The following is a 24,479-nucleotide window of genomic DNA, read 5'->3' as shown; positions in this document are numbered from 1 at the left end:
ACAACACTGAGAAAGGCCCGGGTCGCGAGACCCGGGCCTTTCTGCTGCGCTGATTGATGGAACCCAGCCCGCATCGCGTTGCAGACAACACAGTTAGCCGAAACCAGAACGATCCGCCCCGGTCAACCAGAGCGGATCGTTTTGTGAAGCCTCTGAGTCGAGCTACTTCTTCTCGGCACTTCCCGCCAGCGTCCCGAGATACAGCTCGATGATCTTCGGATCGTTCGCGAGGTTGGTGCCGGTGTCGGTGTAGGCGTTGCGTCCCTGATCGAGCACGTAGCCACGATCGCAGATCTGCAGGCAACGTCGGGCGTTCTGCTCCACGAGGATCACCGAGACGCCGGTGGCGTTGATCTTCTTGATCCGGATGAACACCTCGTCCTGGAACATCGGGGACAACCCTGCCGACGGCTCGTCGAGCAGCAGCACCGACGGCTCCATCATCAGAGCCCGGCCCATTGCCACCATCTGACGTTCGCCACCGGACAGCGCTCCGGCCTTCACCTTGCGGCGTTCGGAGAGCAAGGGGAACAGTTCGGACACGAAGGCGAAGCGCTCGTTGAACTTCTTGGGACGCAGATAAATTCCCATCTCGAGGTTCTCTTCGATGGTGAGGGCAGGGAAGACGTTCTGGGTCTGCGGGACGTAGCCCACACCCTTGGTGACCAGCACGTGCGCCTTGGCCGAGGTGATGTTGTCTCCGCGGAGCGTCACCGCTCCGACCCGCACCGGGATCAGCCCGAACAGGGTCTTGAGCAACGTCGATTTACCGGCGCCGTTGGGCCCGATGATCCCGACGATCTCACCGTCGTCGAGGTAGAAGTTGCATTCCTCGAGGATGTTGATACCCGGTAGATAGCCGGCGGTGATGTCATCGGCGCGCAGCAGTGCGTTGGCCGCCAGCTTGCGGTGTTCCTCAGGCGTGGCGGCCAATTCAGCATGGCTGAGCCCGCCTGGCGCCGCGGTTGCGCCCGATGAGGTGGGCGATTTCGAGAGGTCCGGTCCACTCATGGTTTGTCCTTCTTTCCGTGCGAGGTGGACGGAGTGATCGGGTCGGGCTGCGACAGGTCCCCGCCGGCCTGGAGGGTCTCTTCGATCGCGGCCTCGACCTGCTCTGCCAGCACGGCGGTTTCGCCGACCGGGTTACCGTCCTCGTCGAACTCGAGCGCTTGATCGTGGTGGCCGCCCAGATACGCATCGACCACCGCGGGGTTGTCGCCGAGGCGGCCGGGGAGTGACTCGGCGATCACCTTGCCCTGTGCCATCACCACCACCCAGTCGCTGATGTCGCGGATGACGTCCATGTCATGTTCGACGAACACCACGGTCATACCCTCATCGCGCAACGCCTTGATGTGTTCGAGCAGGCTCTGGGTCAACGCCGGGTTCACCCCGGCCATCGGCTCGTCGAGCATGACCACCTCGGGATTGGTCATCAACGCGCGTGCCATCTCCAGCAACTTGCGCTGACCACCCGACAGCGAACCGGCGTAGTCGTCCGCCTTGGCATCGAGCTTGAATCGCTTGAGCAATTCGTATGCGCGCTCGGTGGTTTCGGCCTCCTGCTTGCGCCACGTCCACGGAGCCAACGCCTGCAGCATGTGCTCGCCGCTCTGGTGACGAGCACCGAGCCGCACATTGTCGAGTACCGACAACTTCGACAGCGCCTTGGTGAGCTGGAAGGTACGCACCATGCCGTTGCGGGCAACCCGGTGCGGCACAACCCTTCCCATGTGCTTGCCGTTGAGCGACCAGCTACCCGTGTCGGGCTTGTCGAACCCGGTGATCAAGTTGAAGAACGTGGTCTTGCCCGCCCCGTTGGGGCCGATCAATCCCGTGATGCATCCGCGTTGGATCTCCAGATGCTTCACATCGACAGCTTTGAGGCCACCGAATGTCCGGGTGATGTTGTCCACCGAGATGATCGGGTCGGGTTTGGCCGAACCCGGTTCGGCGGTGACACCAGCGAAGAGTTCGGCACGCTCGGCCGCGCTGAACGCCTTCAACTCGGCAAGAGTGGCCGGGGCCGCCTCGGTGACCAGCGTCGAGGCGTCCACCCCGATGCCGGGTTCGGAGGCCGACCCCGTGCCGTCGGGACCGGGGGGCTGTGTGTGACGTCCGTCAGGCATCGAGCTGGACCTCTCGCTTGTTACCGAGGATTCCTTGCGGTCTGAAGACCATCATCAGGGCTATCGCCAATCCCAACAAGACGTAACGGGTGGCGCCGACCTGCTGCTGTGTCATCTCGAACCAGGGGTCGGGGCCGGACGTGACCTGACGCAGCAAGGCGTCGGGTATGGCCAGCAGGAACCAGAACAGCATCGCGCCGACAACCGGCCCGAATACCGTGGCGGCGCCGCCGAGAATCAAAGCTCCGTAGGCGAAGAAAGTCTGCGCCGTGGAGTAGAAGTCGGGGTTGATCGACTGGGTCTGCAGCGCGTTGTACACACCCGCAACGCCACCGATGCAACCACCGAGCACCAGGGCCTGCATCTTGTAGAAGTAGGCGTTCTTACCCAGCGACCGGGCGGCGTCCTCGTCCTCACGAACAGCCTTGAGGACGCGACCCCAGGGACTGCGCACGAGCAGCCACACCAGGAGACAGAGCAACAGCACGATCGCCCAGCCGACCACCATCGCCCAGAGGTCGGTGCCCTGGAACTTGACGCCGAAGAACGAGTACTGCTTGCCGTTGTCGAACGGGCTGTAGTCGAAGAACCCGTCCGCGTATCCGAAGATGCCGTTGGTCGAGTGCGTCAGGTCGTCGGAGGCGGTGGACCGGAAGACCAGTCGCAAGATCTCCGACGCCGCGATCGTCACGATGGCCAGATAGTCGGCCCGTAATCGAAGCGTGGGCAAACCGAGCACAAGGGCCAAGATCGCAGCCGCGACGATGCCGACGATCGCACCCACCCACAGAGGCTGGTCGTAGTTGTCGGCCATGATGCCGACGCCGTAGGCGCCGAGCAGGGCGAAACCGATCTGACCGAAGTTGAGCAACCCGGCGTAGCCGAAGTGCAGGTTCAGCCCGATCGCCAACAGCGCATAGAAAACCGCTGAGGGACCGATCAATTGGGCAAACGAGGTCTGAAGTGCAGAGATGAGATCCATGAGTCAGCCGATCCTCGCTCTGGACCCGAGGATGCCCTGGGGTCTGATGGTGAGAATGACGATGAGAACGAGAAGGCCACCGATGTACTTGAGGTCGGGGTTGATCCAGTAGGTGGAAACCTGGACCAGAAGGCCCACGATCACACAGCCCAGCAGGGCGCCGTAGGCCGTTCCGAGTCCGCCGAGGGTGATGCCGGCGAACATGAGCAGAAGCAATTTGAAACCCATCTCCCATTGGACACGGCCACCGAGTTCGGACATCGCGAAGAGAACGCCGCCGAGGGTTGCGAGACCGCCTGACAAGGCCCAGACGAACAAGATGACGCGGTCCACGTTGATGCCGGACGATGCGGCGAGGTCGCGGTTGTCGGCAACGGCTCGCATGGCCTTGCCGATCCGCGTCTTCTGCAGCATCAGCGCCACCAGCAGCAGCACGACGAGGCTGATGATGATGCACCACAGGTTGACCGGGGTGATCGCGAAGGCACCGGAACCGATCTGTGTCTGCACCTGGTAGTCGTCGAACGGTTCGGCGCGGTCAGAGAAGAAGATCAGGATCCCGTAGCGCATGATGAGCGCCAATCCGATCGACACCACCAGCATCGCGATGAGCCCGGATCGGCGACGCCGCAGCGGTCGCCAGATGCCGAGTTCGTTGAGGATGCCGACACCTATGCCGACGATGATCGCCAGGATGGTCGCCGGTATCAGCTGGACACCTAGTTTGACGTTGATCGCCCAGGCCACCACAGCACCCAGGGTCACCAGCTCGCCGTGGGCGAAGTTGGTCAGCCCGGTGGTGCCGAAGATGAGGCTCAGGCCGACACCGGTGATCGCGATGATGAGACCGAATCTCAGACCGTCGATCGCCAGCCGCGTGAGTTCCTCGGCGGCCCCGATCTCCGTGGCGGTGCGCTCTTCACCGAAGAGGAAGATCACCGGCCGTGGAGACCCGGCGGTGACCGTGACCGCGACGGTGTCTTTCTGTACCTCGACCCCACTCGGGATGGTCGTCTTGTCGATCACCACCGAATAGGTGCCGGGAGGCAGGTTCATCGTCCATGCCCCGGTTTCCGAGGAGGTGGACGATTGGACCACGGCGCCGGCCTGGTCTTTGGCGTCGACTTTCACTTCTGCGACGGGATCGGAACCATTTCGCAGCGTTCCGAACACTCGGACGGTGTCGTCTGAGGATGGAGCTGGGGTTGCGACAGCGCTTCCGGTGCCGACTATCCCGGCAAGTAGAAGCGATGCCAGCAAGGTCAGGAGAGCGCCTGCCCCTAACTTGGCTCCCAAGACCCGTGCTCGCTGAGCATGACGGGGCATCACGCGTGAATCCTCCCGAAGGTGGTCGGCGCGCGGCACTTTTGCCGCGCGAACATCTCGTTTGGCGACCCTATAACCACGGAGGACTCGCGGCAGGGTTTCTATGTTTCCCCCGAGTTACTGTTGAGTAACTCGCCTTTGTGAGCTGGTCCGACGCCGAGAAAATTGGTTTTGGCGAGGCGTCTTGCCGGGACTGTCGGCGAAGCTCCATACACTTGCGTCGTGAGTCCCGCCCAGATCAGCAAACCCGGCCGTACATCGGCGAAATCAGCGTCCAAGGCGCAGCAGCCGACCTTGATGCTGCTCGATGGTCACTCGTTGGCGTTCCGCGCATTCTTCGCGCTGCCCGCCGAGAACTTCAAGACCGCATCAGGTCAGACCACCAACGCCGTGTACGGGTTCACCTCGATGTTGATCAACCTGTTGCGCGACGAGAACCCGAGCCACATCGCGGCCGCCTTCGACGTGTCGCGGCAGACTTTCCGTGCCGAGGTGTTCCCCGAGTACAAGGCGCAGCGCAGCTCAGCGCCTGACGAATTCCGTGGCCAGATCGACCTCACCAAGGACGTTCTGGGGGCGATGGGCATCCCGGTTCTGGCCCGGGAGGGGTACGAAGCCGACGACATCATCGCCACGTTGACCACCCAGGCAGCGGAGCAGGGTTTCCGCGTTCTGGTGGTCACCGGTGACCGCGACGCGCTGCAGTTGGTGACCGACAACGTCACCGTCCTCTACCCCAAACGCGGCGTCTCGGAATTGACGCGGTTCACCCCGGAGGAGGTGGAGAAGAAGTACGGGCTGACGCCGTCGCAGTACCCGGACTTCGCCGCGCTGCGCGGAGACCCATCGGACAATCTCCCCGGCATTCCCGGTGTGGGGGAGAAGACCGCATCGAAATGGATCCGGGAGTACGGATCGTTGTCAGGTCTGGTGGAGAACGCAGACAAGGTGAAAGGCAAAGTGGGCGACGCCTTTCGCGCCCACGTGGCCAGTGTTCAGATGAACCGCCAGCTCACCGAGCTGGTCCGTGACATGGACCTGCCGATCGGTCCCGACGACCTGCAACTGGCGCCCTGGGACCGCAACCAGATTCACCAGCTGTTCGACGACCTCGAGTTCCGGGTGCTGCGGGACCGGTTGTTCACCACCCTCACCTCGGCCGAGCCAGAAGCCGAGTCGGGCTTCGATCTACGGGGCAGCCAGCTCGGCGCGGGCCAGGTTGCGGAGTGGCTCGCCGCGCACGCGGCGCCCGGCACCGGCCGGGCAGGCCTGACGATTGTCGGGCCCCGGCAGGTCTACGGGTCGGACGTCACGGGCATCGCGATCGCTGCGGCCGATGGCGAGTCGGCCTACCTCGATCCTGCAGAGATCGGGCCGGCAGACGAGGACGCGATCGCCGACTGGCTGGCCGATACCAACGCCGCCAAAGCCATCCACGAGGCCAAGTGGGCGTTCCACGCACTTCGCGGCCGCGGGTGGCGTCTCGGCGGGGTCACCAGTGATACGTCGCTCGCCGCCTACCTGGTACGTCCTGGCCAGCGATCGTTCAACCTCGACGACCTCGCCCTGCGGTACCTCCGGCGTGAACTGCGCGCCGACGCCGCCCCCGACGACGGTCAGCTCTCGTTGCTCGACGAGGATTCCGGCGCACAGGCCGCGGCCGACCAGGCGATGCTGCAGGCCCAAGCCGTCGGTGAGCTGGCCGACCGCTTCGACGAGGAGTTGGCGAAGATCGACTCGGCCTCACTCCTGACGGACATGGAGCTGCCACTGCTCTTTGTCCTGGCCGAACTCGAAGCAGCCGGCATCGCCATCGATTCAGCACATCTCGAGGATCTCGAGTCAGGATTCGCTGCGCGGGTGCGCCAATCCGCGGAAGCGGCCTACGAGGTGATCGGCGAGCAGATCAACCTGGGATCGCCCAAGCAGTTGCAGGTTGTACTGTTCGACAAACTCGAGATGCCCAAGACCAAGAAGACCAAGACCGGGTACACCACCGACGCCGATGCGCTGCTCGCGATGTTCGAGAAGACGGGGCACCCGTTCCTGGAACATCTTCTGGCGCACCGGGACGCCACACGGCTCAAGGTCACGGTTGACGGACTGCTGAAGTCCGTCTCGGACGACGGACGGGTGCACACCACCTTCAACCAGACCATCGCGGCGACCGGACGGTTGTCGTCCACCGAGCCGAACCTCCAGAACATCCCGGTCCGTACCGATGCCGGCCGTCAGATTCGCCAGGGGTTTGTCGTGGGTTCGGGTTTCGAGACGTTGATGACCGCCGACTACAGCCAGATCGAGATGCGGATCATGGCACATCTGTCCGGCGACGCCGGATTGATCGAGGCCTTCAACACCGGTGAGGACCTCCACAGCTTCGTCGGATCTCGTGCTTTCGGCGTGCCGATCGACGAGGTGACCCCCGACATGCGCCGACGGGTCAAGGCGATGAGCTACGGGCTCGCGTACGGCCTGAGTGCCTTCGGCTTGTCGGCACAGCTCAAGATCAGCACGAGCGAAGCCAAAGAACAGATGGAGGCCTACTTCACCCGGTTCGGCGGTGTGCGCGACTACCTGCACGAAACCGTCGAAGAGGCCCGCCGCAACGAGTACACGTCCACCTTGTTCGGTCGCCGTCGCTACCTGCCCGACCTCAACAGCGACAACCGGCAACGGCGCGACGTCGCCGAGCGTGCGGCGCTCAACGCGCCCATCCAGGGCACGGCGGCCGACATCATCAAGGTCGCCATGATCGACGTTCAACGGGCGCTCGCAGAACAGAACCTGACGTCGCGCATGTTGCTGCAGGTGCACGACGAGTTGGTGTTCGAGGTCGCGCCGGGTGAGAAAGAGCAACTGGAGTCGCTCGTCCGCGCAAAGATGGGTGGGGCGATCGAGTTGTCGGTGCCGTTGGACGTGTCGATCGGCTACGGCCGGTCATGGGACGAGGCCGCGCACTGACGGTCAGTGGACCGCCCGAAGTTTTTTCGGATCCGTGTCGATCTGACGGATCGTCGTTCGACGTATGGCTGAGAACCTCAAACGGAACTCTCGCAGGGACACCCTGCGATCACACGGAACAGGGAGAACACAATGCGCTACATGCTGATCATGCGGACCACTGAAGAAGCCATCGAGGCGAGCAAGTCGATGGACTTCGAGGAGATCATCGCCGCCATGGGGGCGTACAACGAGTCGCTGATGAAGGCGGGGGTACTGCTCGCCGGTGAAGGCCTCTCGGGCGCTGAAGAAGGCTTCGTGGTGGACTTCGACTCCGACCCGCCCGTGGTCACCGACGGCCCGTACGCCGAGGCGAAAGAACTCTTCAGCGGCTTCTGGATCCTGCAGGTCGCGAGCAAAGAGGAAGCGGCGCAATGGGCTTCGCGCTGCCCGCTGGGTCCGGGTGTGAAGCTCGAGGTGCGCCGCGTCACCGAGGTCGAGGACTTCCCGGCCGACAACGAGTGGATTCAGAAGGAAGAGAAGTGGCGCGAGGAGCTCGATCAGCGCACCAGCTGATCTGAGCGCAGGTGAGTTCGCCGGAAGCCATCCACCGCACCGTCGACGCGGTGTGGCGTATGGAGGCAGCCAAGATCATCGCCACCCTGGCACGGTTGGTGGGTGATGTCGGTGTCGCCGAGGACCTTGCGCAGGAAGCGCTGATCCAGGCGCTGACGCAGTGGTCGGAGTCGGGTGTCCCGCGAAATCCGGGCGCCTGGCTCACCACCGTGGCCAAGCGCAGGGCAGTTGATGGCTGGCGTCGGCAGGAACGTCTCGACGCGAAGTATGTGGAGATGGCCCGCGACCTGGACTCCAGGCCAGATGCCGACCTCGAGTGGGACCCCGACCACATCGACGACGACGTGTTGCGACTGGTCTTCGTCTCCGCCCACCCGGTGCTGTCGCGGGAGGGCCAGATCGCTCTGACGTTGAGAGTCGTCGGTGGTCTCACCGCCGAAGAGATCGCCAAGGCGTTCCTCGTGTCCACGTCCACCGTTCAGCAGCGCATCGTGCGCGCGAAGAAGACGCTCAGCGCGGCTCGGGTGCCGTTCGAGGTGCCGCCCCGCGAGGACTATCCGCGCCGGCTCTCCGCCGTGCTCAGTGTGATCTACCTGGTGTTCAACGAGGGTTACGCGGCGTCGTCCGGCGATCGGTGGATCCGAACCGAGTTGTGCGACGAGGCGTTGCGGCTCGGCCGGATCCTGGCAGGACTTGTTCCCGACGAACCCGAGGTGCACTCGCTCGTGGCGTTGATGGAGTTCCAGGCATCCCGTTTTGCCGCTCGCGCTGCACGGGACGGTTCGCCGATCCTGCTGGCCGACCAAGACCGCAGTCGGTGGGATCGTACTCAGATCCGTCGCGGCGTCGCGGCGCTGGCTCGCGCAGACGCATGCGGTCGCGGACGCGGTCCCTACGGTCTGCAGGCGGCGCTGGCCGAATGCCATGCCAGTGCGCCGACCGCCGACGACACCGACTGGTCACGCATTGTCCTGCTCTACGAGGCGCTCGGTCGCCTGTCACCGTCTCCCGTCATCGAGCTCAATCGAGCTGTCGCGGTGTCGATGGCCTCTGGCCCGGCGGCAGCACTCGACATCGTCGACGGACTCGTCGCAGACGGTACGTTGGCGCGCTCGCACCTGCTTCCGGCGGTGCGCGGCGAGCTCCTGGGGCAACTCGGGCGGGTTGATGAGGCACGCACCGAATTGCTGACCGCTGCGGGGATGACCGGAAACCGAAGGGAGCGAGACGTTCTCCTCGCGAAGGCCCGCGCATTCGACGCGTAGCCGGACACATTGGGAAAAAGCCGAGAATCCAGCGGTACCCCCAGTAGTGTGGTTGAAGTCACACATCGCTTGGAGGTATGGACATGGCATCAGCCGGTATGAACGAACTCCATCACAGCATCGGAGCTCTGCGGCACCACATCGTCGCGCTGAAATTGCAGTACGGGGACGCCGACGCGGTGCGCCGGCTGACCAATGATCTCGACCGGCTCGAGATCGACCTGCACGATTTCGAGCAGTCGCCCCCGCGCATGCTGCGGCCACCGGTCAACAAGTCCGACGTGGTGTACGTACCCGACAGCAAGTCCGACGAGTCGGCATGGCTGGGCGCACAAGACGAAGGGCTGGGTTTCCACTCGCGTGAGCGGACGATGTGAGCGCCCCCGCGACTGAGCGGGGCACAACGGGAGTCTTTTCGCCGGGCCGGGCACGCATCTTGGTGCGCACCCTCCGCGAGGACCGGTGGTGGGTTCCGCCCCTGCTGACGGTGCTGGGACTCTCCGCGTTCATCATCTACGCCACGGTGCGGTCGTTCGTCCGCAGTGCGTACTGGGTCGAGGACTATCACTACCTCACGCCGTTCTATTCACCCTGTCTCAGCGAGTCGTGCGTGCCCGGTTCGAGTCACTTCGGCACCCCGTTCCCTGAACTACCCATCTGGATTCCGCTGGGGTTCGTGGTGTTGCCGTTCCTGCTCGGTTTCCGATTGACCTGCTATTACTACCGCAAGGCCTACTACCGCTCGATTTGGTTCTCGCCGCCGGCGTGCGCGGTTGCCGAGCCACACAGTCGCTACACGGGGGAGACGCGGCTTCCGCTGATCATCCAGAACGCGCATCGGTATTTCTTCTACGCGGCGGTCATCGTCTCGGTGATTAACACCTACGACGCTCTCACGGCATTCCATGGCAAAGGTGGGGGTTTCGGTTTCGGTCTCGGCAACGTGATCCTGATCGTCAACGTGGTTCTGCTTTGGATCTACACGATCTCGTGCCATTCCTGCCGTCATGTCACCGGTGGCCGCCTGAAACACTTTTCCGCCCACCCCATCCGATACCGGGTGTGGACACAGGTGTCCAAGCTCAACACCCGGCACATGCAGTTCGCCTGGATCACCCTGGGCACGCTTGTCCTCACCGATTTCTACGTGATGCTCGTTGCCAGTGGCACGATCTCCGATCTGCGTTTCGTGGGTTGATCCCTTGCCACACAGCACCTTTCGAGCGATCGATCCACATACGTCCCTGTCGTCAGCCCGGAGGAGTCAGCTGTAGATGACCGAAACAGAACGCCATCAGTACGACGTCGTGGTCATCGGCGCCGGTGGCGCAGGCCTGCGTGCGGTCATCGAGGCCCGAGAACGAGGCCATTCGGTGGCGGTGGTCTGCAAATCGCTGTTCGGCAAGGCGCACACCGTGATGGCCGAAGGCGGTTGCGCGGCGTCGATGGGTAACGCCAACTCGAAGGACAACTGGCAGACGCACTTCAAGGACACCATGCGCGGGGGCAAGTTCCTCAACAACTGGCGGATGGCCGAGTTGCACGCCAAAGAGGCGCCGGACCGGGTCTGGGAACTGGAGACCTACGGTGCGCTGTTCGACCGGACCGAGGACGGCCGGATCTCCCAGCGCAATTTCGGAGGGCACACCTATCCCCGCCTGGCGCATGTCGGCGACCGCACGGGGCTGGAGCTGATCCGCACCATGCAGCAGAAGATCGTCTCCTTGCAGCAGGAAGACTTCGCGGCCACCGGCGACTACGAGTCTCGTATCAAAGTGTTCGCCGAGTGCACGATCACCGAACTGCTCAAGGACGGCGACGCCATATCGGGGGCCTTCGGGTATTGGCGGGAGTCGGGCAGGTTCATCCTGTTCGAGTCGCCGGCGGTGGTGCTGGCGACCGGCGGGATCGGGAAGTCGTTCAAGGTCACCTCCAATTCATGGGAGTACACCGGTGACGGGCATGCCCTGGCACTGCGGGCAGGCGCGAGCTTGATCAACATGGAGTTCATCCAGTTCCACCCGACGGGGATGGTCTGGCCTCCCAGCGTCAAGGGAATCCTGGTGACCGAGGGTGTGCGCGGCGATGGCGGTGTTCTCAAGAACACCGACGGCAAGCGGTTCATGTTCGACTACATCCCGCCGGTGTTCAAGGGCCAGTACGCCGAGACCGAGGAAGAGGCCGACGAGTGGCTGGCCGACAACGACAGTGCCCGCAGGACTCCCGACCTCTTGCCTCGAGATGAAGTCGCCCGGGCCATCAATGAAGAGGTCAAGGCCGGACGCGGCACGCCACACGGAGGGGTGTTCCTCGACATCGCCTCGCGGATGCCGGCAGACGAGATCATCCGGCGCCTGCCGTCGATGCATCATCAGTTCAAGGAACTGGCCGACGTGGACATCACCGCCGAGCCGATGGAAGTGGGACCCACGTGTCATTACGTGATGGGCGGTATCGAGGTGGACCCCGATACCGGTGCGGCTGCGGTTCGGGGTCTGTTCGCGGCAGGCGAGTGCTCGGGCGGGATGCACGGGTCGAATCGACTCGGCGGCAACTCGTTGTCCGATCTCCTCGTGTTCGGTCGTCGGGCCGGACTCGGGGCCGCGGCGTACGTGGAGTCGCTCGAGTCACACCCGAAGGTGTTCGACGACGACATCGACCGGGCAGCCAAATTCGCGCTCGCGCCTTTTGATCCACCCGCCGAGGGCAAGCCCGAGAATCCGTACACGCTGCAGACCGACCTCCAGCAGGCGATGAACGACCTCGTCGGCATCATTCGCAAGGCCGACGAGGTCGAGCAGGCCATCGAAGTCCTCGCCGAGATCCGCGGTCGGCTCCCCGGCATGCAGGTGGAGGGTCATCGCCAGTTCAATCCTGGGTGGCATCTGGCAGTCGACCTGCGCAACATGCTGATCGTCTGCGAATGCGTGGCGAAGGCCGCGCTGATGCGTACCGAGAGCCGCGGCGGCCATACCCGCGACGACTACCCGGGGATGGACTCGTCCTGGCGCAACACACTGCTGGTCTGTACCGCCGACGGGTCAGGCGACGATCCGGTTCCGGAGGTCTCGGTCCGCAAGAAAGAGCAGACCCAGATTCGGCCAGAACTACTCGAACTCTTCGACTTCGACGAGATCGAGAAGTACTACACGGCCGACGAGATCTCGGGGCATCCGAATGCCGGCGCCGGGGCATGACCGTGCACTCAGCTCCGACGAGGCAGGAGATTCGACATGGGGTATGACGCCAACTTCCGGATCTGGCGGGGGGACATCGAGGGCGGAGAGCTGCAGGACTTCACCGTCAACGTGAACGAGGGCGAGGTGGTACTCGACATCATCCACCGGCTCCAGGCCACCCAGACGCCCGATCTGGCCGTGCGCTGGAATTGCAAGGCAGGCAAGTGTGGCTCGTGCTCGGCTGAGGTGAACGGTCGGCCAAAGCTGTTGTGCATGACCAGGATGTCGACCTTCACCGAAGCGGACGTCATCACCGTCACCCCGTTGCGCACGTTCCCGGTGATCCGGGACCTCGTCACCGACGTGTCGTTCAACTACCAGAAGGCCCGTGAGATCCCGTCGTTCACGCCGCCGCCGGGCCTCAAGGCGGGGGAGTACCGGATGAAGCAGGTGGACGTCCAGCGCTCCCAGGAGTTCCGCAAGTGCATCGAGTGTTTTCTCTGCCAGGACACCTGCCACGTGGTCCGCGATCACGAGGAGAACAAGGAGCAGTTCGCAGGCCCCCGCTACCTGATGAGGATCGCCGAACTGGACATGCACCCGCTCGACGTCGCCGAACGTCGCGATTCGGCCCAGGACGAGCACGGACTGGGGCTGTGCAACATCACCAAGTGTTGTTCCGAGGTATGCCCGGAGCACATCAAGATCACCGACAATGCACTGATCCCGATGAAGGAACGCGTTGTGGACCGCAAATACGATCCTCTGGTCTGGTTGGGTAACAAGCTCTTTCGGCGCTGAGCCGTTGGTGTTCGGCTCGAGGTCGGTGTTCGCCGGGTGAGATGCCGCCCGGGGCGGCCGTCGGCCAGCGCATATCGGCTTTGCGGTAGCGGATGTGTGGGTTCGGCGGAATCCGGGTATGTGCGACCCGAACCAACACTGCGTTCAGCACGTAGGGTTGGTCACGTCAACCGCCGAGCCGATCGACGAGGTGTGCATGCCGCTGGAGAACTCCCTGAACCCGCTCGAACCGCCGGTGCCGCCACCGGACACGGGCGACGCCGAGCACACTGCCGACGGCCATCTGGTCGAAGCGCAGTCCGACGACTTCGCTCATGCGAAGCCGTTGCGCGTCGACAACGACTGGTTCAAGAAAGCGGTGTTCTATGAGGTGCTGGTTCGAGCCTTCAATGACTCCAACAACGACGGCGTCGGCGATCTTCGCGGCCTGATCGAGCAACTCGACTACATTTCGTGGCTGGGCGTCGATTGCTTGTGGTTGCCGCCGTTCTACGACTCCCCGTTGCGTGACGGTGGCTACGACATCCGGGATTTCCGTACGGTGCTGCCCGAATTCGGCACGGTGGACGACTTCGTCGAGCTCCTCGAGCAGGCTCATCGCCGGGGGATCCGGATCATCACCGACCTGGTCATGAACCACACGTCGGACACCCACCAGTGGTTTCAGGAATCACGCACCGACCCCGATGGTCCGTACGGCGACTACTACGTGTGGGCCGACGACGACTCGGGCTACTCCGACGCCCGGATCATCTTCGTCGACACCGAGATCTCCAACTGGACGTGGGATCCTGTTCGCGGCCAATACTATTGGCATCGATTCTTCTCCCATCAGCCCGATCTCAACTACGACAACCCCGAAGTCGCGACCGCGATGATCGACGTGATGCGGTTCTGGCTCGACCTGGGCATCGACGGCTTCCGCCTCGACGCTGTGCCGTACCTGTTCGAGCGCGAGGACACCAACTGCGAGAACCTCTCGGAGACGCACGAGTTCTTGCGGCGTTGCCGCAAGGTCGTCGACGACGAGTACCCCGGCCGCGTGTTGCTGGCCGAGGCCAACCAGTGGCCTGCAGATGTGGTGGATTACTTCGGTGAACCCGAGGAGGGCGACGAATGCCACATGGCATTCCATTTCCCGTTGATGCCACGCATATTCATGGCCGTTCGGCGACAGAACAGGTTCCCCATCTCGGAGATCCTGGCTCAGACACCTGCGATCCCGAAATCGGCCCAGTGGGCGATCTTCCTGCGCAACCACGACGAGTTGACCCTCGAGATGGTCACCGACGAGGAGCGCGACTACATGTACTCCGAGTATGCGAAAGACCCTCGGATGAAGGCGAACATCGGGATCCGCCGTCGCCTCGCGCCGCTGCTCGACAACGACCGAAATCAGCTCGAGCTGTTCACGGCGCTGCTACTGAGTCTGCCGGGTTCGCCGATGTTGTATTACGGCGACGAGATCGGCATGGGCGACAACATCTGGCTCGGCGACCGGGATTCGGTTCGTACCCCCATGCAGTGGACGCCGGACCGCAACGCTGGGTTCTCCCGTACCGATCCGGCCCGGATGTATCTGCCGGTGATCATGGATCCCACCTACGGCTTCCAGTCGGTGAACGTGGAAGCGCAGATGAATTCCACGAATACCCTGCTGCACTGGACCAGGCGGATGATCGAGGTACGCAAGCAGCACCCGGCATTCGGCCTCGGGACGTTCACCGAACTCGGTAACAACAACCCGTCCGTGCTGACGTATCTGCGTGAACTCGCCCCGTCGAACGAGGAACGTCGTTCCAGCGACGTGATCTTGTGTGTGAACAACCTGTCTCGTTTCCCGCAGGCGGTCATCCTCGATCTCTCGCCGTTCGACGGCCGGATACCGGTGGAACTGACGGGATCGATCCCGTTCCCGAAGATCGAGGGCCACGACTACATGGTCACCTTGCCGGGTCACGGGTTCTATTGGTTTGCCCTGCAGCCCGATCCGGCTGACGCCAATGTCGCCCCGGGGTATCCACTCAGCAGCGAAGCAGAGGCGGCGGTGCAGCCATGACCACCCCCGTACCCAGCGATGAACAGCTCGCCGTCGATCTCCGGAGCTGGCTACCGAGTCAGCGCTGGTTCTCCGGCAAGGACCGAACGATTGCCCAGGTTCGGGTGGTGTTGCGCGTTCCACTCCTCGACGAGGAGGGTTTCGCCGCTGAGCATGTACTGGTCGAAGTAGATTTTGATGCGGGTCCGCAGCAGCGTTATCAGATCCCGCTCGGGTTCCGGACACATTTGTCCGACCCACTGCTGACCTGGTCGCTGCCCGAACCACCGTCGGATGTCGCTGCGGGGTACGACGGATTGCACGACCCGGAGATCCTCGCCCGGTACCTCACCGCGCTGGCCGGTCAGGAAGACCTCGGACCGCTGGCGTTCCGGACGTTGCCCGACGTCACCATCGACCTCGCCGATACGGGCCGAAGTCTGGGTGTGGAACAGTCGAACACGTCGGTGGTGTACGGAGAGTCCCTGCTGTTCAAGGCCTTTCGCCAGGTTGAAGTCGGGATCAATCCCGATGTGGAACTCCATCGGGCGCTCAGCGAGGTGGGGTGTGAGCACGTCGCCGCTCTGCGTGGCTGGGTCGAGACCAAGATCGACGGTGAGACCACGACGTTGGGCATGGCTCAAGAATTCGTCGAGAACGCCGCCGACGGCTGGAGTATGGCGCTGGTCAGTGTGCGGGATCTCTTCGCCGAAGCCGATCTGCACGCAGCAGAACTCGGCAGCGACTTCGCGGGTGACGCAGAACGTCTCGGTGCCGCGGTGGCACACGTACATGCCGACCTCGCAGCGAGTCTCGGAACCGAAGAGCGCCAGGCTTCCGACCTCGCGATCGATGAGATGCGCGCTCGGCTCGATGCGGCCGCCGAAGCCATCCCTGACATTGCCGAGTACCGCGATGGCGTGCTCCGCGTGTACGACGAGGCCGCACAGGCCGGCCCGACCACGATCCAGCGGGTGCACGGTGACCTCCATCTCGGCCAGGTCTTGCGGACGCCCTGGAAGTGGCTGCTCATCGACTTCGAGGGCGAGCCGGTGAAGTCGGTTGCGGATCGTCGCAAACCTGACAGCCCGCTACGCGATGTTGCGGGAATGCTGCGGTCGTTCGACTACGCAGGACACCACCTGCTGGGAGAGAAGTCGCCCAATCGAACTCACCAGCGTGAGTTCCGCGCCAGTGAGTGGGTCGAACGTAACTCGTCGGCATTCTGTGACGGCTACGCAGCGGTCACCGGGACAGATCCGCGCGCATCGTCGGCGCTGTTGCGGGCGTACGAACTGGACAAGGCCGTGTACGAAGCGGTGTACGAGGCGCGGCACCGGCCTTCGTGGCTGCCGTTGCCTTTGAGTGCGATCGCCAGGCTCGTCGCGCACTGACCTGCGCGCCCGGCGGCCACCACTCAGGCTCTGGGGAGTAGGTGGAACTCCTCGCGGCTGTCACCGTTCCACCGTCGCAACCCGGCCACGGTGGCGGTGAAGGTATCGGGCGAATTGTTGAGTGTTGCAGCGACCTCGGCGATCTGCCCATGGTCGAGTCGACGCGCGAGCGTCACATGTGGGGTCCAACTCCCCGGCGTCACATGCTGCAGGGGTTCACCCGTCATGTGCACGGCGGCCGCGCGATAGACGGCCGCATGCAGGTGCAGCAACGGCAGTGACGGCACCACGAGACGCGCCGCAGTGGCGCGTCGCCCCCTGAAGATCAGCAGGGCGCCGATGTCTACGGACATCCCCACCACATCCGTCATCGCTACGAGAGTCGAGTCGATGGCGGGGTCGATCGACTCCGCGGCTACAAGGGTGACGTGCGGGCGATTGGACGTCGACCGGATGTTGCCCTGACTGGGAAGACCCGCTTCGGTCAGCGCGGCCCACTGTTCACCGATGACGGTGTCGGTGTTCTCGTCGAAGATCAGCTCTATCGAATGTGCCATCAGCGCTCACCTCGTCCGGGTTTTGTCCAAAAGCTGAGCGGCGCAGCAGAAACGGCCCGACGGGTGGATTGTCGCCGCGTCATTGCTGCCTCGACCACGCGTGGTGGTCATGCACGACAACAGGTGCACGGTCGCCGTCGTATCTCTCTATCTGGACCCTCACCAATTGTCCGGTCGAGCCCTGCGCGAGCCGTGAGGTGCCCACGTCAGGAGCGAGTACGTTCGGATTACCGTGCACACAGTCGGCGACGTTCGGTGCGCTGTAGTCGTACCAGGCTCCCGTGGAAATCTGTGCGACATGCCGTGCAACGTTGTCGTCGAGCACCGCTCCGGCCAGCATCTGCGCAGTCTCGCTGCGGACCAGCACAACATCGCCTTCGTTGATCGAGCGCGTTGCGGCATCGTCGGGGTGGAGGCGAATCGGTTCTCGCCCCTGCACTTTCGAGGCCGCGCTGTACGCGCCGTGGTCGAGCTGGCTGTGCAGCCTCGTCTTCGGGTTGTTGGCGACAAGGCACAGCGGGTACCGACCCGAGCCGAGCCCGGCCACTTCTGGCGGCGCAAGCCAGGCCGGATGCGGCGGGCAGTCGTCGTACCCGAAATCGTCGATGGTGTCCGAGACGATCTCGATCAGGCCGCTCGGGGTCGCCAACGGGTGGGCGATGGGGTCGTTGCGGAAGTCCTGGTACATCACGTGGCCGGCCATCGCGCCGCCAAGATCAAGGCGACCCTTCTCCCAGAATTGCGCGAAGTCTTCTCGGGGCCGGTACTGGTCGGGAGTCACCGCACGCCACTGCTCGTACATCTTCTCCAGCCAGCCGAGTTCGTCCAGATTCTCGGTGAACTCTTCGTGGACTCCGAGTTGTTTGCTCAGGTGGGAGAACACGTCGTAGTCGTTCATCGACTCACCGACGGGAGAGGCGATCTGTCGCATGGCAACCATCGCCTCGTCGAAACGCCCGCAGCCGATGTCGTTTCGTTCGAGTGTGGTGGTCACCGGAAACACGATGTCGGCGTGGCGTGCGGTCGCCGTCCAGAACGGTTCGTGCACGATGACGGTCTCGGGTCGCCCGAACGCGCGTCGGAGGCGCCCGAGATCTTGGTGATGGTGGAACGGGTTGCCGCCGGCCCAATAGATCAGGCGGGCGTCCGGGTAGTTCAGAGTCGTGCCGTTGAATTCGTAGCTCTCACCGGGGTGCAACAGCATGTCTGCGATGCGGGCGACCGGGATGAACTCACGCACCGGGTTGTAGCCCTGACGAAACGTGGGCAGGTCGTACGGGAGTTTGGCGGCGCCCATCCCTCCCGTCGAGCCGTAACCGTGCCCGAAACCCCCACCGGGCAGTCCGATCTGACCGAGGAACGCGGCCAGTGCGATGGAGGCCCACAGGGGCTGTTCGCCGAATGATGCCCGCTGCAGCGACCACGACGTGGTCACCATGGTCCTCGACGACGCCATCCGTCGTGCCAGTGCCGTGATGGTCGCGGCGTCGATACCGCAGATCTGCGCTGCCCAGCGTGCGTCTTTGACCACGCCGTCCGACCGACCGCAGAGGTAGTCGGCGAATCGTTCGGTACCCGCGCAATGGTCGTCGAGAAACTCTTTGTCCCACAGCTTCTCGTCGAGAAGCACCCAGCACAGCGCCAGCATCAGGGCGGTGTCGCTCGCCGGGGTGACGGGTATCCACTGGTCCCGCGGTTGTAATTCGAGGTCGTCCGCCAGCGGGCTGATCAAGACGAACTCGGCACCGCCCTCACGTGCGACGTCGATGGCACCTCGGACGATGTGTTTGCTGACCCCGCCGGCGTTGATCTGGAAGTTCTTGGCGGGGATCCCGCCGAAACACACGAACAACTCGGTGTGTTCACTCATCACCTGCCAGGTGGTCGGCTCGTACAACGGCTCCAGGCCGCCGACCACATGGGGGAGCAATGTCTCCGACGCTCCGTGGCTGTACGTGTGCCGTGACCTGGTATATCCGCCGAGGCAGTTGAGGAACCGGTGCAGTTGGCTCTGTGCATGGTGGAAGCGGCCCGCGCTTGCCCAGCCGTACGAGCCACCGAAGATCGCGGTGTTGCCGAATGTGGAACGCACACGCTCCAATTCGCGTGCGGCCAGGTCGAGCGCGTGGTCCCAGGTCACCTCCACGAACTCATCGTCGCCCCGTGCGCCTGCACCCGGTCCGTCGTTTAGCCATCCGCGGCGGACGTACGGATGCAGGATGCGTGCACGGGTGTCGAGTGATGCCGGGATGTTGCCGAGCAGGGCCGAAGGGTCGGGATCGTCGGTGTCCGGGATAACACGCAATCCGTCGGATTCGACGGATGCAGTGAACAAACCCCAGTGAGAGCTGTTGCCCAGTGCTTCGTTCGGCATGTGGCCAAGTGTCGCAGCAGGCAGGTCTGGGAGCATCGGTGCCATGACACACCCGTATCGGATCGGCCTGATCGACGGCGACGGAATCGGGCCGGAAGTGGTGCCTGCAGCGGCCCGGATCGTGGAAGCGGCGGTCGGTGCCGCCGGTCGCGCAGTCGAGTGGGTACCGCTCGACATCGGACGCGCCGCCATCGAGTCGTACGGGGATGCGATCCCGCAGAAAACGCTGGCTGCCCTGGACGAATTGGAGATGTGGATACTCGGGCCGCACGATTCGGCGGGGTATCCGCCGGAGCACCGCACCGGATTGACGCCAGGCGCCGTCATCCGCAAACGCTTCGATCTGTTCGCCAACATCCGTCCGGCAAAGGCCTATTCGGGGATACCGGCGGTGAACCCGCGGATGGATCTGATCATCGTGCGCGAAAACAGCGAAGGGCTGTACGCAGACCGAAACATGGCGCGGGGCACGGGGGAGTTCATGCCGACACCGGATGTGGCGTTGGCGGTCGGGGTGGTCACCCGAGAGGCGTCGACACGAATTGCGGTGTCCGCGTTCGAACTCGCGATGACCCGTCGAAAACGGGTGACCATCGTGCACAAGGCGAATGTGCTGACGATGACAACCGGATTGTTCCGGGACGTGTGTCGTGACGTCGGCAGGCAGTACCCGGAGGTCGAGGTCGACGAGCAACACGTCGATGCCATGGCTGCGCACCTCGTCCGTCGAGGACACGAGTTCGATGTGGTGGTCACCGAGAACCTCTTCGGCGACATCCTGTCCGACCTCGCCGCGGAGCTGGCCGGTTCGCTCGGTACAGCCGCGTCGGTGAACAGCTCGGCCGACAAGGCGATGGCGCAGGCCGCGCATGGGGCTGCCCCCGACATCGCCGGACGAGGCCTGGCCAACCCGGTGGGCATCATCGGTTCGGCGGCGCTGCTGCTGGACTGGCAGGCCGCGCGAACCAGGGACGGCGCAGCGGCCGACGCGGCGGGCGCGATTCGCGATGCGGTCGAGTCCGTGATCGCCGGTGGTGTCAGTACTCCCGATCTGGGAGGGGCGGCCACGACCGAGGAGTTCACAGCCGCCGTCCTGGAGCGCTTCTAACCCGGTTTGTCGCAACAGAAGATCGCGGTGCCCGGGAAGTAGTGACCGCGCAGTGGACTCCACTGGCCCCACTCCTGGTCGAAACCCTCCGGCCACTCCGGCTCGATCAGATCGACGAGAAGCAGGCCGGCGTCGCGGATCTCCCGGATGCGGTCGCCCAACGTCCGATGGTGCTCGACGTAACTGACGGTGCCATCGCTCTCGGTCTCGACATACGGGGTCCGGTCGAAATAGGGGAGCATCACGGTCAGGCCGGCAGGCCCTGGGTCGTCCGGAAAGGCCCACCGCATCGGGTGGTTGACCGAGAAAACCCACCGGCCACCCGGTTTGAGCACCCGCGCCACCTCCGCCATCACCCCGGCCGAATCGGCCACGAACGGGACGGCGCCGAACGCCGAGCAGACGATGTCGAAGACGTTGTCGGCAAACGGCAGCTGCTCGGCGCCGGCTTGGACGAGCCCTGGCTGTGGACCGCCCCGGGCCATGGCCACCTGCCCGCGCCGCAGCATCTCTCGGGAGAGGTCCAGGCCGATCACCCGCGCGCCCTGCGCGGCAAGCCAACGACTGCACGGCGCGGAACCACAACCCACCTCGAGAACGTCACGGTCGGCGACCTCCCCGAGCAGTCGGACGTCCTCTTCGCGCAGCCCTTCGGGGCACCAGACGAAGTCTCCGTCGGCGCTTTCGGCACCGAGGAAAGCCCCGTGCTCCTCGTGGTAATTCTCCGCATCGGCGTCCCACCAGCGGCGATTCGCCGATACGCTGGTTCGCGAGTCGATTCTGGTGCGCATCAGGTGTTGTGGTTTCGGGGTATTTGCCCAGCCCAGCGGGCCTGGCGTATCCTCAGACACGCGCGTGCCTGAGCCCGCGTGGTTCTTCATGCCGGTCACTCATCTGTGGCCACTGTTGATCCCGCATTACTGTCCCTACAACCCAACCTGTCCGGAGCCATCTAACATATGCCGTCCACGACCATTACCTCACCACAAGTAGCCGTTAACGATATCGGCTCGGCTGAGGATTTTCTTGCCGCCATCGATGCCACTATCAAGTACTTCAATGATGGCGACATCGTCGAGGGCACCATCGTCAAGGTTGACCGCGACGAAGTGCTGCTCGACATCGGTTACAAGACCGAGGGAGTGATCCCGTCCCGCGAACTGTCCATCAAGCACGACGTCGACCCCAGCGAGGTTGTCAGCGTCGGCGATGAGGTGGAAGCACTCGTCCTCACCAAGGAGGACAAAGAGGGTCGGTTGATCCTGTCCAAGAAGCGCGCTCAGTACGAGCGTGCGTGGGGCACCATCGAAGAGCTCAAGGAAAAGGACGAGGCCGTCAAGGGCACCGTCATCGAGGTCGTCAAGGGCGGCCTGATCCTGGACATCGGTCTGCGCGGATTCCTCCCCGCATCGCTGGTGGAGATGCGTCGCGTGCGCGATCTGCAGCCGTACATCGGCAAGGAGATCGAAGCCAAGATCATCGAGCTGGACAAGAACCGGAACAACGTCGTCCTGTCGCGCCGCGCGTGGCTGGAGCAGACGCAGTCCGAGGTGCGCAGCGAGTTCCTGCACCAGCTCCAGAAGGGCCAGGTCCGCAAGGGCGTCGTGTCCTCGATCGTCAACTTCGGCGCATTCGTCGATCTCGGCGGCGTCGACGGCCTGGTGCACGTCTCCGAGCTGTCTTGGAAGCACATCGATCATCCGTCCGAGGTTGTCGCAGTGGGCGACGAGGTCACCGTCGAGGTTCTCGACGTCGATCTCGACCGCGAGCGTGTCTCGTTGTCGCTCAAGGCAACTCAGGAAGATCCGTGGCGTCAGTTCGCCCGCACGCATGCCATCGGGCAGATCGTGCCGGGTAAGGTCACCAAGCTGGTTCCGTTCGGTGCGTTCGTGCGCGTCGAAGAGGGCATCGAAGGCCTCGTCCACATCTCGGAGCTGGCCGAGCGCCACGTCGAGGTGCCGGATCAGGTTGTCGCAGTCGGCGACGACGCGATGGTCAAGGTCATCGACATCGACCTCGAACGTCGCCGGATCTCGTTGAGCCTCAAGCAGGCCAACGAGGACTACACCGAAGAGTTCGACCCGTCGAAGTACGGCATGGCCGACAGCTACGACGAGCAGGGCAACTACATCTTCCCCGAGGGCTTCGACTCCGAGACCAACGAATGGCTCGAAGGTTTCGAGAAGCAGCGGGAAGCGTGGGAGTCGCGCTACGCCGAGGCCGAGCGTCGTCACAAGATGCACACCGCTCAGATGGAGAAGTTCGCCGCTGCCGCCGAGGCCGCTGCCAACGCTCCGACCGACTACTCGTCGGATTCCGCTGACAAGGTCGGTGGTGACGCCGCATCCGCGACGTCCTCCTCGTCGTCGTCGGCGCCGAAGAGTGGTGGATCGCTTGCCAGCGACGAGCAGCTCGCTGCTCTGCGCGAGAAGCTGTCCGGCAACGCCTGATAGAGCACTGACAAGAACGCCCCCGGCCTTTCTGGCCGGGGGCTTTTTTGTGTCTGCACATGCACGTATCGCGTTTTGACAATGATTATCATTACCAAGGATCATCAAATCGTGAAATCTACTCGTGCTCCACAGATCGTGTCGCTCCTCTCGGTGGTTGGCTTGCTTGCCGCATGTGGAAGTGATGGCGGTTCCAGTGATTCGACTTCAACCCAGAGTTCGGTGGCGGCCTCGTCTGCCGTCGAACAACAATCGGCCACTCCTCGGTTGGCATACACACACGAGAACGGCATCGAGGTACTCGATGCCGAGTCGCTCGAGCCGGTGGGTGAGGTGGAGACCGAAGGTTTCATCCGCCTCAACCCGGCCGATGACGGACGGCACCTGTTCGTCTCGCAGTCAGACGGTTTCACCGTCTTCGACATGGGAACGTGGACGCGCCAGCACGGCGACCACGGCCATTACTACACTGCTCCGCCGGCGATGACGGACCTGAAGTTCGGCGGCGAAGAGCCGGGCCACGTGGTGCCGCACGATGGCCGGATCACCTTGTTCTCTGACGGTACCGGCGAGATCGACGTCGTACCCCCCGCGGAGCTGTCCCGCGGCAACGCCGAGTCGGAAAAGCACCAGGTTCCTCCGCATCACGGTGTTGCGGTCGCCCGTGAAGACGGCACGTTGGTGACCACTGTCGGCACCGAGGAGTCGCGTAACGGCATCCAGATCCTGGGACCGGACAACGCGGTGCTGGCCACCAACGACCAGTGCCCAGGCGTCCACGGTGAGGCGATGGCCGCCGCCGGAACACTCGCTTTCGGATGCCAGGATGGCCTGCTTGTCGTGCGGGGCAACGACATTCGGAAGGTCACCAGCCCTGATCCCTACGGCCGAATCGGAAATCAGGCTGGGTCGGAATCGTCACCGGTGGTACTGGGTGACTACAAGGTGGACAAAGATGCCGAGCTCGAACGGCCCACTCGGGTCACCTTGGCCAACACCGAGTCAGGTGAGCTGAAATTGGTGGAACTCGGCACCAGCTACAGCTTCCGTTCACTGGGTCGCGGCCCCAACGGGGAGGCGCTCGTGCTCGGAACCGACGGAGACATCCACGTGATCGACCCGCAGACCGCCGCGGTCACGCGAAAGATCGAAGCCGTGGGGGACTGGACCGAACCTGTCGAGTGGCAAGACCCGCGCCCGACGCTCTTTGTCATGGATTCGGTGGCCTACGTGACCGATCCGAGTGCCAACAAGCTGGTGGCGGTCGACCTCACCAACGGAACCAAGATCGCGGAGACCCAGCTGGACAACACCCCGAACGAGTTGTCGGGTGTCAGTGGCTGATATCGACGTGACC

At 63.7% G+C, this 24,479-nt stretch carries 19 protein-coding genes; 12 read left to right on the top strand and 7 right to left on the bottom strand.

Annotation, left to right across the window (positions count from 1 at the left end):
• Positions 1-162: 162 nt before the first annotated feature.
• From W823_RS49380 to W823_RS49365, 4 genes are read right to left on the bottom strand one after another with little or no spacing between them, the layout of a single operon-like run.
• Entirely contained in the window at positions 163-1,011 is an 849-nt protein-coding gene (locus tag W823_RS49380) for an ABC transporter ATP-binding protein (protein WP_023960758.1), read from the bottom strand.
• Positions 1,008-2,129 (bottom strand): ABC transporter ATP-binding protein, encoded by a 1,122-nt coding sequence (locus tag W823_RS49375; RefSeq protein WP_023960756.1) that lies wholly within the window; start codon positions 2,127-2,129, stop codon positions 1,008-1,010. The genes W823_RS49380 and W823_RS49375 overlap by 4 nt, the downstream gene beginning before the upstream one ends.
• Positions 2,122-3,111, bottom strand: coding sequence for a branched-chain amino acid ABC transporter permease (locus tag W823_RS49370; protein ID WP_023960754.1), 990 nt, complete (start codon positions 3,109-3,111; stop codon positions 2,122-2,124). The genes W823_RS49375 and W823_RS49370 overlap by 8 nt, the downstream gene beginning before the upstream one ends.
• A gap of 3 nt (positions 3,112-3,114) precedes the next feature.
• Positions 3,115-4,437 carry a branched-chain amino acid ABC transporter permease gene (locus W823_RS49365; RefSeq protein WP_051406621.1) on the bottom strand — a complete coding sequence of 441 codons (1,323 nt, stop codon included), beginning with the start codon at positions 4,435-4,437 and terminating at the stop codon, positions 3,115-3,117.
• Positions 4,438-4,659: 222 nt separating this feature from the next.
• Here W823_RS49365 and polA point away from each other — a divergent pair, with 222 nt between their 5' ends.
• The 9 genes from polA (at position 4,660) to W823_RS49320 (ending at position 16,633) form a co-directional block, all read left to right on the top strand.
• Entirely contained in the window at positions 4,660-7,401 is a 2,742-nt protein-coding gene (gene polA, locus W823_RS49360) for a DNA polymerase I (protein WP_023960750.1), read from the top strand.
• A gap of 132 nt (positions 7,402-7,533) precedes the next feature.
• The gene (locus tag W823_RS49355; RefSeq protein ID WP_023960748.1) at positions 7,534-7,956 is read left to right on the top strand and encodes a YciI family protein; all 423 of its coding nucleotides are present in this window, start codon (positions 7,534-7,536) and stop codon (positions 7,954-7,956) included.
• Between the two features lie 59 nt (positions 7,957-8,015).
• Complete coding sequence (locus W823_RS49350) at positions 8,016-9,221, top strand: RNA polymerase sigma factor (protein ID WP_051406635.1); 1,206 nt, start codon at positions 8,016-8,018, stop codon at positions 9,219-9,221.
• An 83-nt stretch (positions 9,222-9,304) separates the two neighbouring features.
• Positions 9,305-9,598: a hypothetical protein gene (locus tag W823_RS49345; RefSeq protein ID WP_030173116.1), complete on the top strand. Its 294-nt coding sequence runs from the start codon at positions 9,305-9,307 to the stop codon at positions 9,596-9,598.
• Positions 9,595-10,419 (top strand): hypothetical protein, encoded by an 825-nt coding sequence (locus W823_RS49340; RefSeq protein ID WP_030173119.1) that lies wholly within the window; start codon positions 9,595-9,597, stop codon positions 10,417-10,419. The genes W823_RS49345 and W823_RS49340 overlap by 4 nt, the downstream gene beginning before the upstream one ends.
• A 76-nt stretch (positions 10,420-10,495) precedes the next feature.
• Positions 10,496-12,418, top strand: a complete 1,923-nt coding sequence (locus tag W823_RS49335) for a fumarate reductase/succinate dehydrogenase flavoprotein subunit (protein WP_023960740.1) — start codon at positions 10,496-10,498, stop codon at positions 12,416-12,418.
• Between the two features lie 36 nt (positions 12,419-12,454).
• Positions 12,455-13,201 (top strand): succinate dehydrogenase/fumarate reductase iron-sulfur subunit, encoded by a 747-nt coding sequence (locus W823_RS49330; protein ID WP_023960738.1) that lies wholly within the window; start codon positions 12,455-12,457, stop codon positions 13,199-13,201.
• Positions 13,202-13,397: 196 nt separating this feature from the next.
• Entirely contained in the window at positions 13,398-15,260 is a 1,863-nt protein-coding gene (gene treS, locus W823_RS49325; protein WP_031332885.1) for a maltose alpha-D-glucosyltransferase, read from the top strand.
• Positions 15,257-16,633 (top strand): maltokinase, encoded by a 1,377-nt coding sequence (locus tag W823_RS49320; protein WP_023960734.1) that lies wholly within the window; start codon positions 15,257-15,259, stop codon positions 16,631-16,633. The genes treS and W823_RS49320 overlap by 4 nt, the downstream gene beginning before the upstream one ends.
• Before the next feature lie 23 nt (positions 16,634-16,656).
• On the opposite strand, the gene W823_RS49315 is transcribed toward W823_RS49320, so the two are convergent.
• Together W823_RS49315 and W823_RS49310 are read right to left on the bottom strand one after the other, a co-directional pair.
• Complete coding sequence (locus W823_RS49315; protein ID WP_023960732.1) at positions 16,657-17,190, bottom strand: 2'-5' RNA ligase family protein; 534 nt, start codon at positions 17,188-17,190, stop codon at positions 16,657-16,659.
• A 79-nt stretch (positions 17,191-17,269) separates the two neighbouring features.
• Positions 17,270-19,564: a molybdopterin-dependent oxidoreductase gene (locus W823_RS49310; RefSeq protein ID WP_031332883.1), complete on the bottom strand. Its 2,295-nt coding sequence runs from the start codon at positions 19,562-19,564 to the stop codon at positions 17,270-17,272.
• Between the two features lie 43 nt (positions 19,565-19,607).
• On the opposite strand from W823_RS49310, the gene W823_RS49305 reads away from it, so the two are divergent.
• The gene (locus W823_RS49305) at positions 19,608-20,672 is read left to right on the top strand and encodes an isocitrate/isopropylmalate dehydrogenase family protein (protein WP_023960728.1); all 1,065 of its coding nucleotides are present in this window, start codon (positions 19,608-19,610) and stop codon (positions 20,670-20,672) included.
• Here W823_RS49305 and W823_RS49300 read toward each other — a convergent pair.
• Complete coding sequence (locus W823_RS49300; protein ID WP_023960726.1) at positions 20,669-21,463, bottom strand: class I SAM-dependent methyltransferase; 795 nt, start codon at positions 21,461-21,463, stop codon at positions 20,669-20,671. The genes W823_RS49305 and W823_RS49300 overlap by 4 nt on opposite strands.
• 168 nt (positions 21,464-21,631) lie before the next feature.
• On the opposite strand from W823_RS49300, the gene rpsA reads away from it, so the two are divergent.
• Positions 21,632-23,122, top strand: a complete 1,491-nt coding sequence (gene rpsA, locus W823_RS49295; protein ID WP_023960724.1) for a 30S ribosomal protein S1 — start codon at positions 21,632-21,634, stop codon at positions 23,120-23,122.
• Between the two features lie 81 nt (positions 23,123-23,203).
• Positions 23,204-24,466 (top strand): zinc metallochaperone AztD, encoded by a 1,263-nt coding sequence (aztD, locus tag W823_RS49290; RefSeq protein WP_051406620.1) that lies wholly within the window; start codon positions 23,204-23,206, stop codon positions 24,464-24,466.
• The last annotated feature ends 13 nt before the right edge of the window (positions 24,467-24,479 follow it).

The organism is Williamsia sp. D3, assembly GCF_000506245.1.
Taxonomy (GTDB): domain Bacteria; phylum Actinomycetota; class Actinomycetes; order Mycobacteriales; family Mycobacteriaceae; genus Williamsia; species Williamsia muralis.
The sequence above is the reverse complement of the archived record's forward strand: the minus strand, read 5'-3'. Positions and strand labels throughout refer to the sequence as shown.

What these genes read in the sequence shown, in the direction of transcription:
- W823_RS49345 (WP_030173116.1), top strand. Translation starts at nt 9,305, where the DNA reads ATGGCATCAGCCGGTATGAACGAACTCCATCACAGCATCGGAGCTCTG.
- W823_RS49315 (WP_023960732.1), bottom strand. Translation starts at nt 17,190, where the DNA reads ATGGCACATTCGATAGAGCTGATCTTCGACGAGAACACCGACACCGTC.
- W823_RS49310 (WP_031332883.1), bottom strand. Translation starts at nt 19,564, where the DNA reads ATGCCGAACGAAGCACTGGGCAACAGCTCTCACTGGGGTTTGTTCACT.
- W823_RS49350 (WP_051406635.1), top strand. Translation starts at nt 8,016, where the DNA reads ATGGAGGCAGCCAAGATCATCGCCACCCTGGCACGGTTGGTGGGTGAT.
- W823_RS49335 (WP_023960740.1), top strand. Translation starts at nt 10,496, where the DNA reads ATGACCGAAACAGAACGCCATCAGTACGACGTCGTGGTCATCGGCGCC.
- W823_RS49320 (WP_023960734.1), top strand. Translation starts at nt 15,257, where the DNA reads ATGACCACCCCCGTACCCAGCGATGAACAGCTCGCCGTCGATCTCCGG.
- W823_RS49300 (WP_023960726.1), bottom strand. Translation starts at nt 21,463, where the DNA reads ATGCGCACCAGAATCGACTCGCGAACCAGCGTATCGGCGAATCGCCGC.
- treS (WP_031332885.1), top strand. Translation starts at nt 13,398, where the DNA reads ATGCCGCTGGAGAACTCCCTGAACCCGCTCGAACCGCCGGTGCCGCCA.
- aztD (WP_051406620.1), top strand. Translation starts at nt 23,204, where the DNA reads ATGATTATCATTACCAAGGATCATCAAATCGTGAAATCTACTCGTGCT.
- W823_RS49305 (WP_023960728.1), top strand. Translation starts at nt 19,608, where the DNA reads ATGACACACCCGTATCGGATCGGCCTGATCGACGGCGACGGAATCGGG.
- W823_RS49370 (WP_023960754.1), bottom strand. Translation starts at nt 3,111, where the DNA reads ATGGATCTCATCTCTGCACTTCAGACCTCGTTTGCCCAATTGATCGGT.
- W823_RS49380 (WP_023960758.1), bottom strand. Translation starts at nt 1,011, where the DNA reads ATGAGTGGACCGGACCTCTCGAAATCGCCCACCTCATCGGGCGCAACC.
- W823_RS49375 (WP_023960756.1), bottom strand. Translation starts at nt 2,129, where the DNA reads ATGCCTGACGGACGTCACACACAGCCCCCCGGTCCCGACGGCACGGGG.
- W823_RS49355 (WP_023960748.1), top strand. Translation starts at nt 7,534, where the DNA reads ATGCGCTACATGCTGATCATGCGGACCACTGAAGAAGCCATCGAGGCG.
- W823_RS49365 (WP_051406621.1), bottom strand. Translation starts at nt 4,437, where the DNA reads ATGCCCCGTCATGCTCAGCGAGCACGGGTCTTGGGAGCCAAGTTAGGG.
- W823_RS49330 (WP_023960738.1), top strand. Translation starts at nt 12,455, where the DNA reads ATGGGGTATGACGCCAACTTCCGGATCTGGCGGGGGGACATCGAGGGC.
- rpsA (WP_023960724.1), top strand. Translation starts at nt 21,632, where the DNA reads ATGCCGTCCACGACCATTACCTCACCACAAGTAGCCGTTAACGATATC.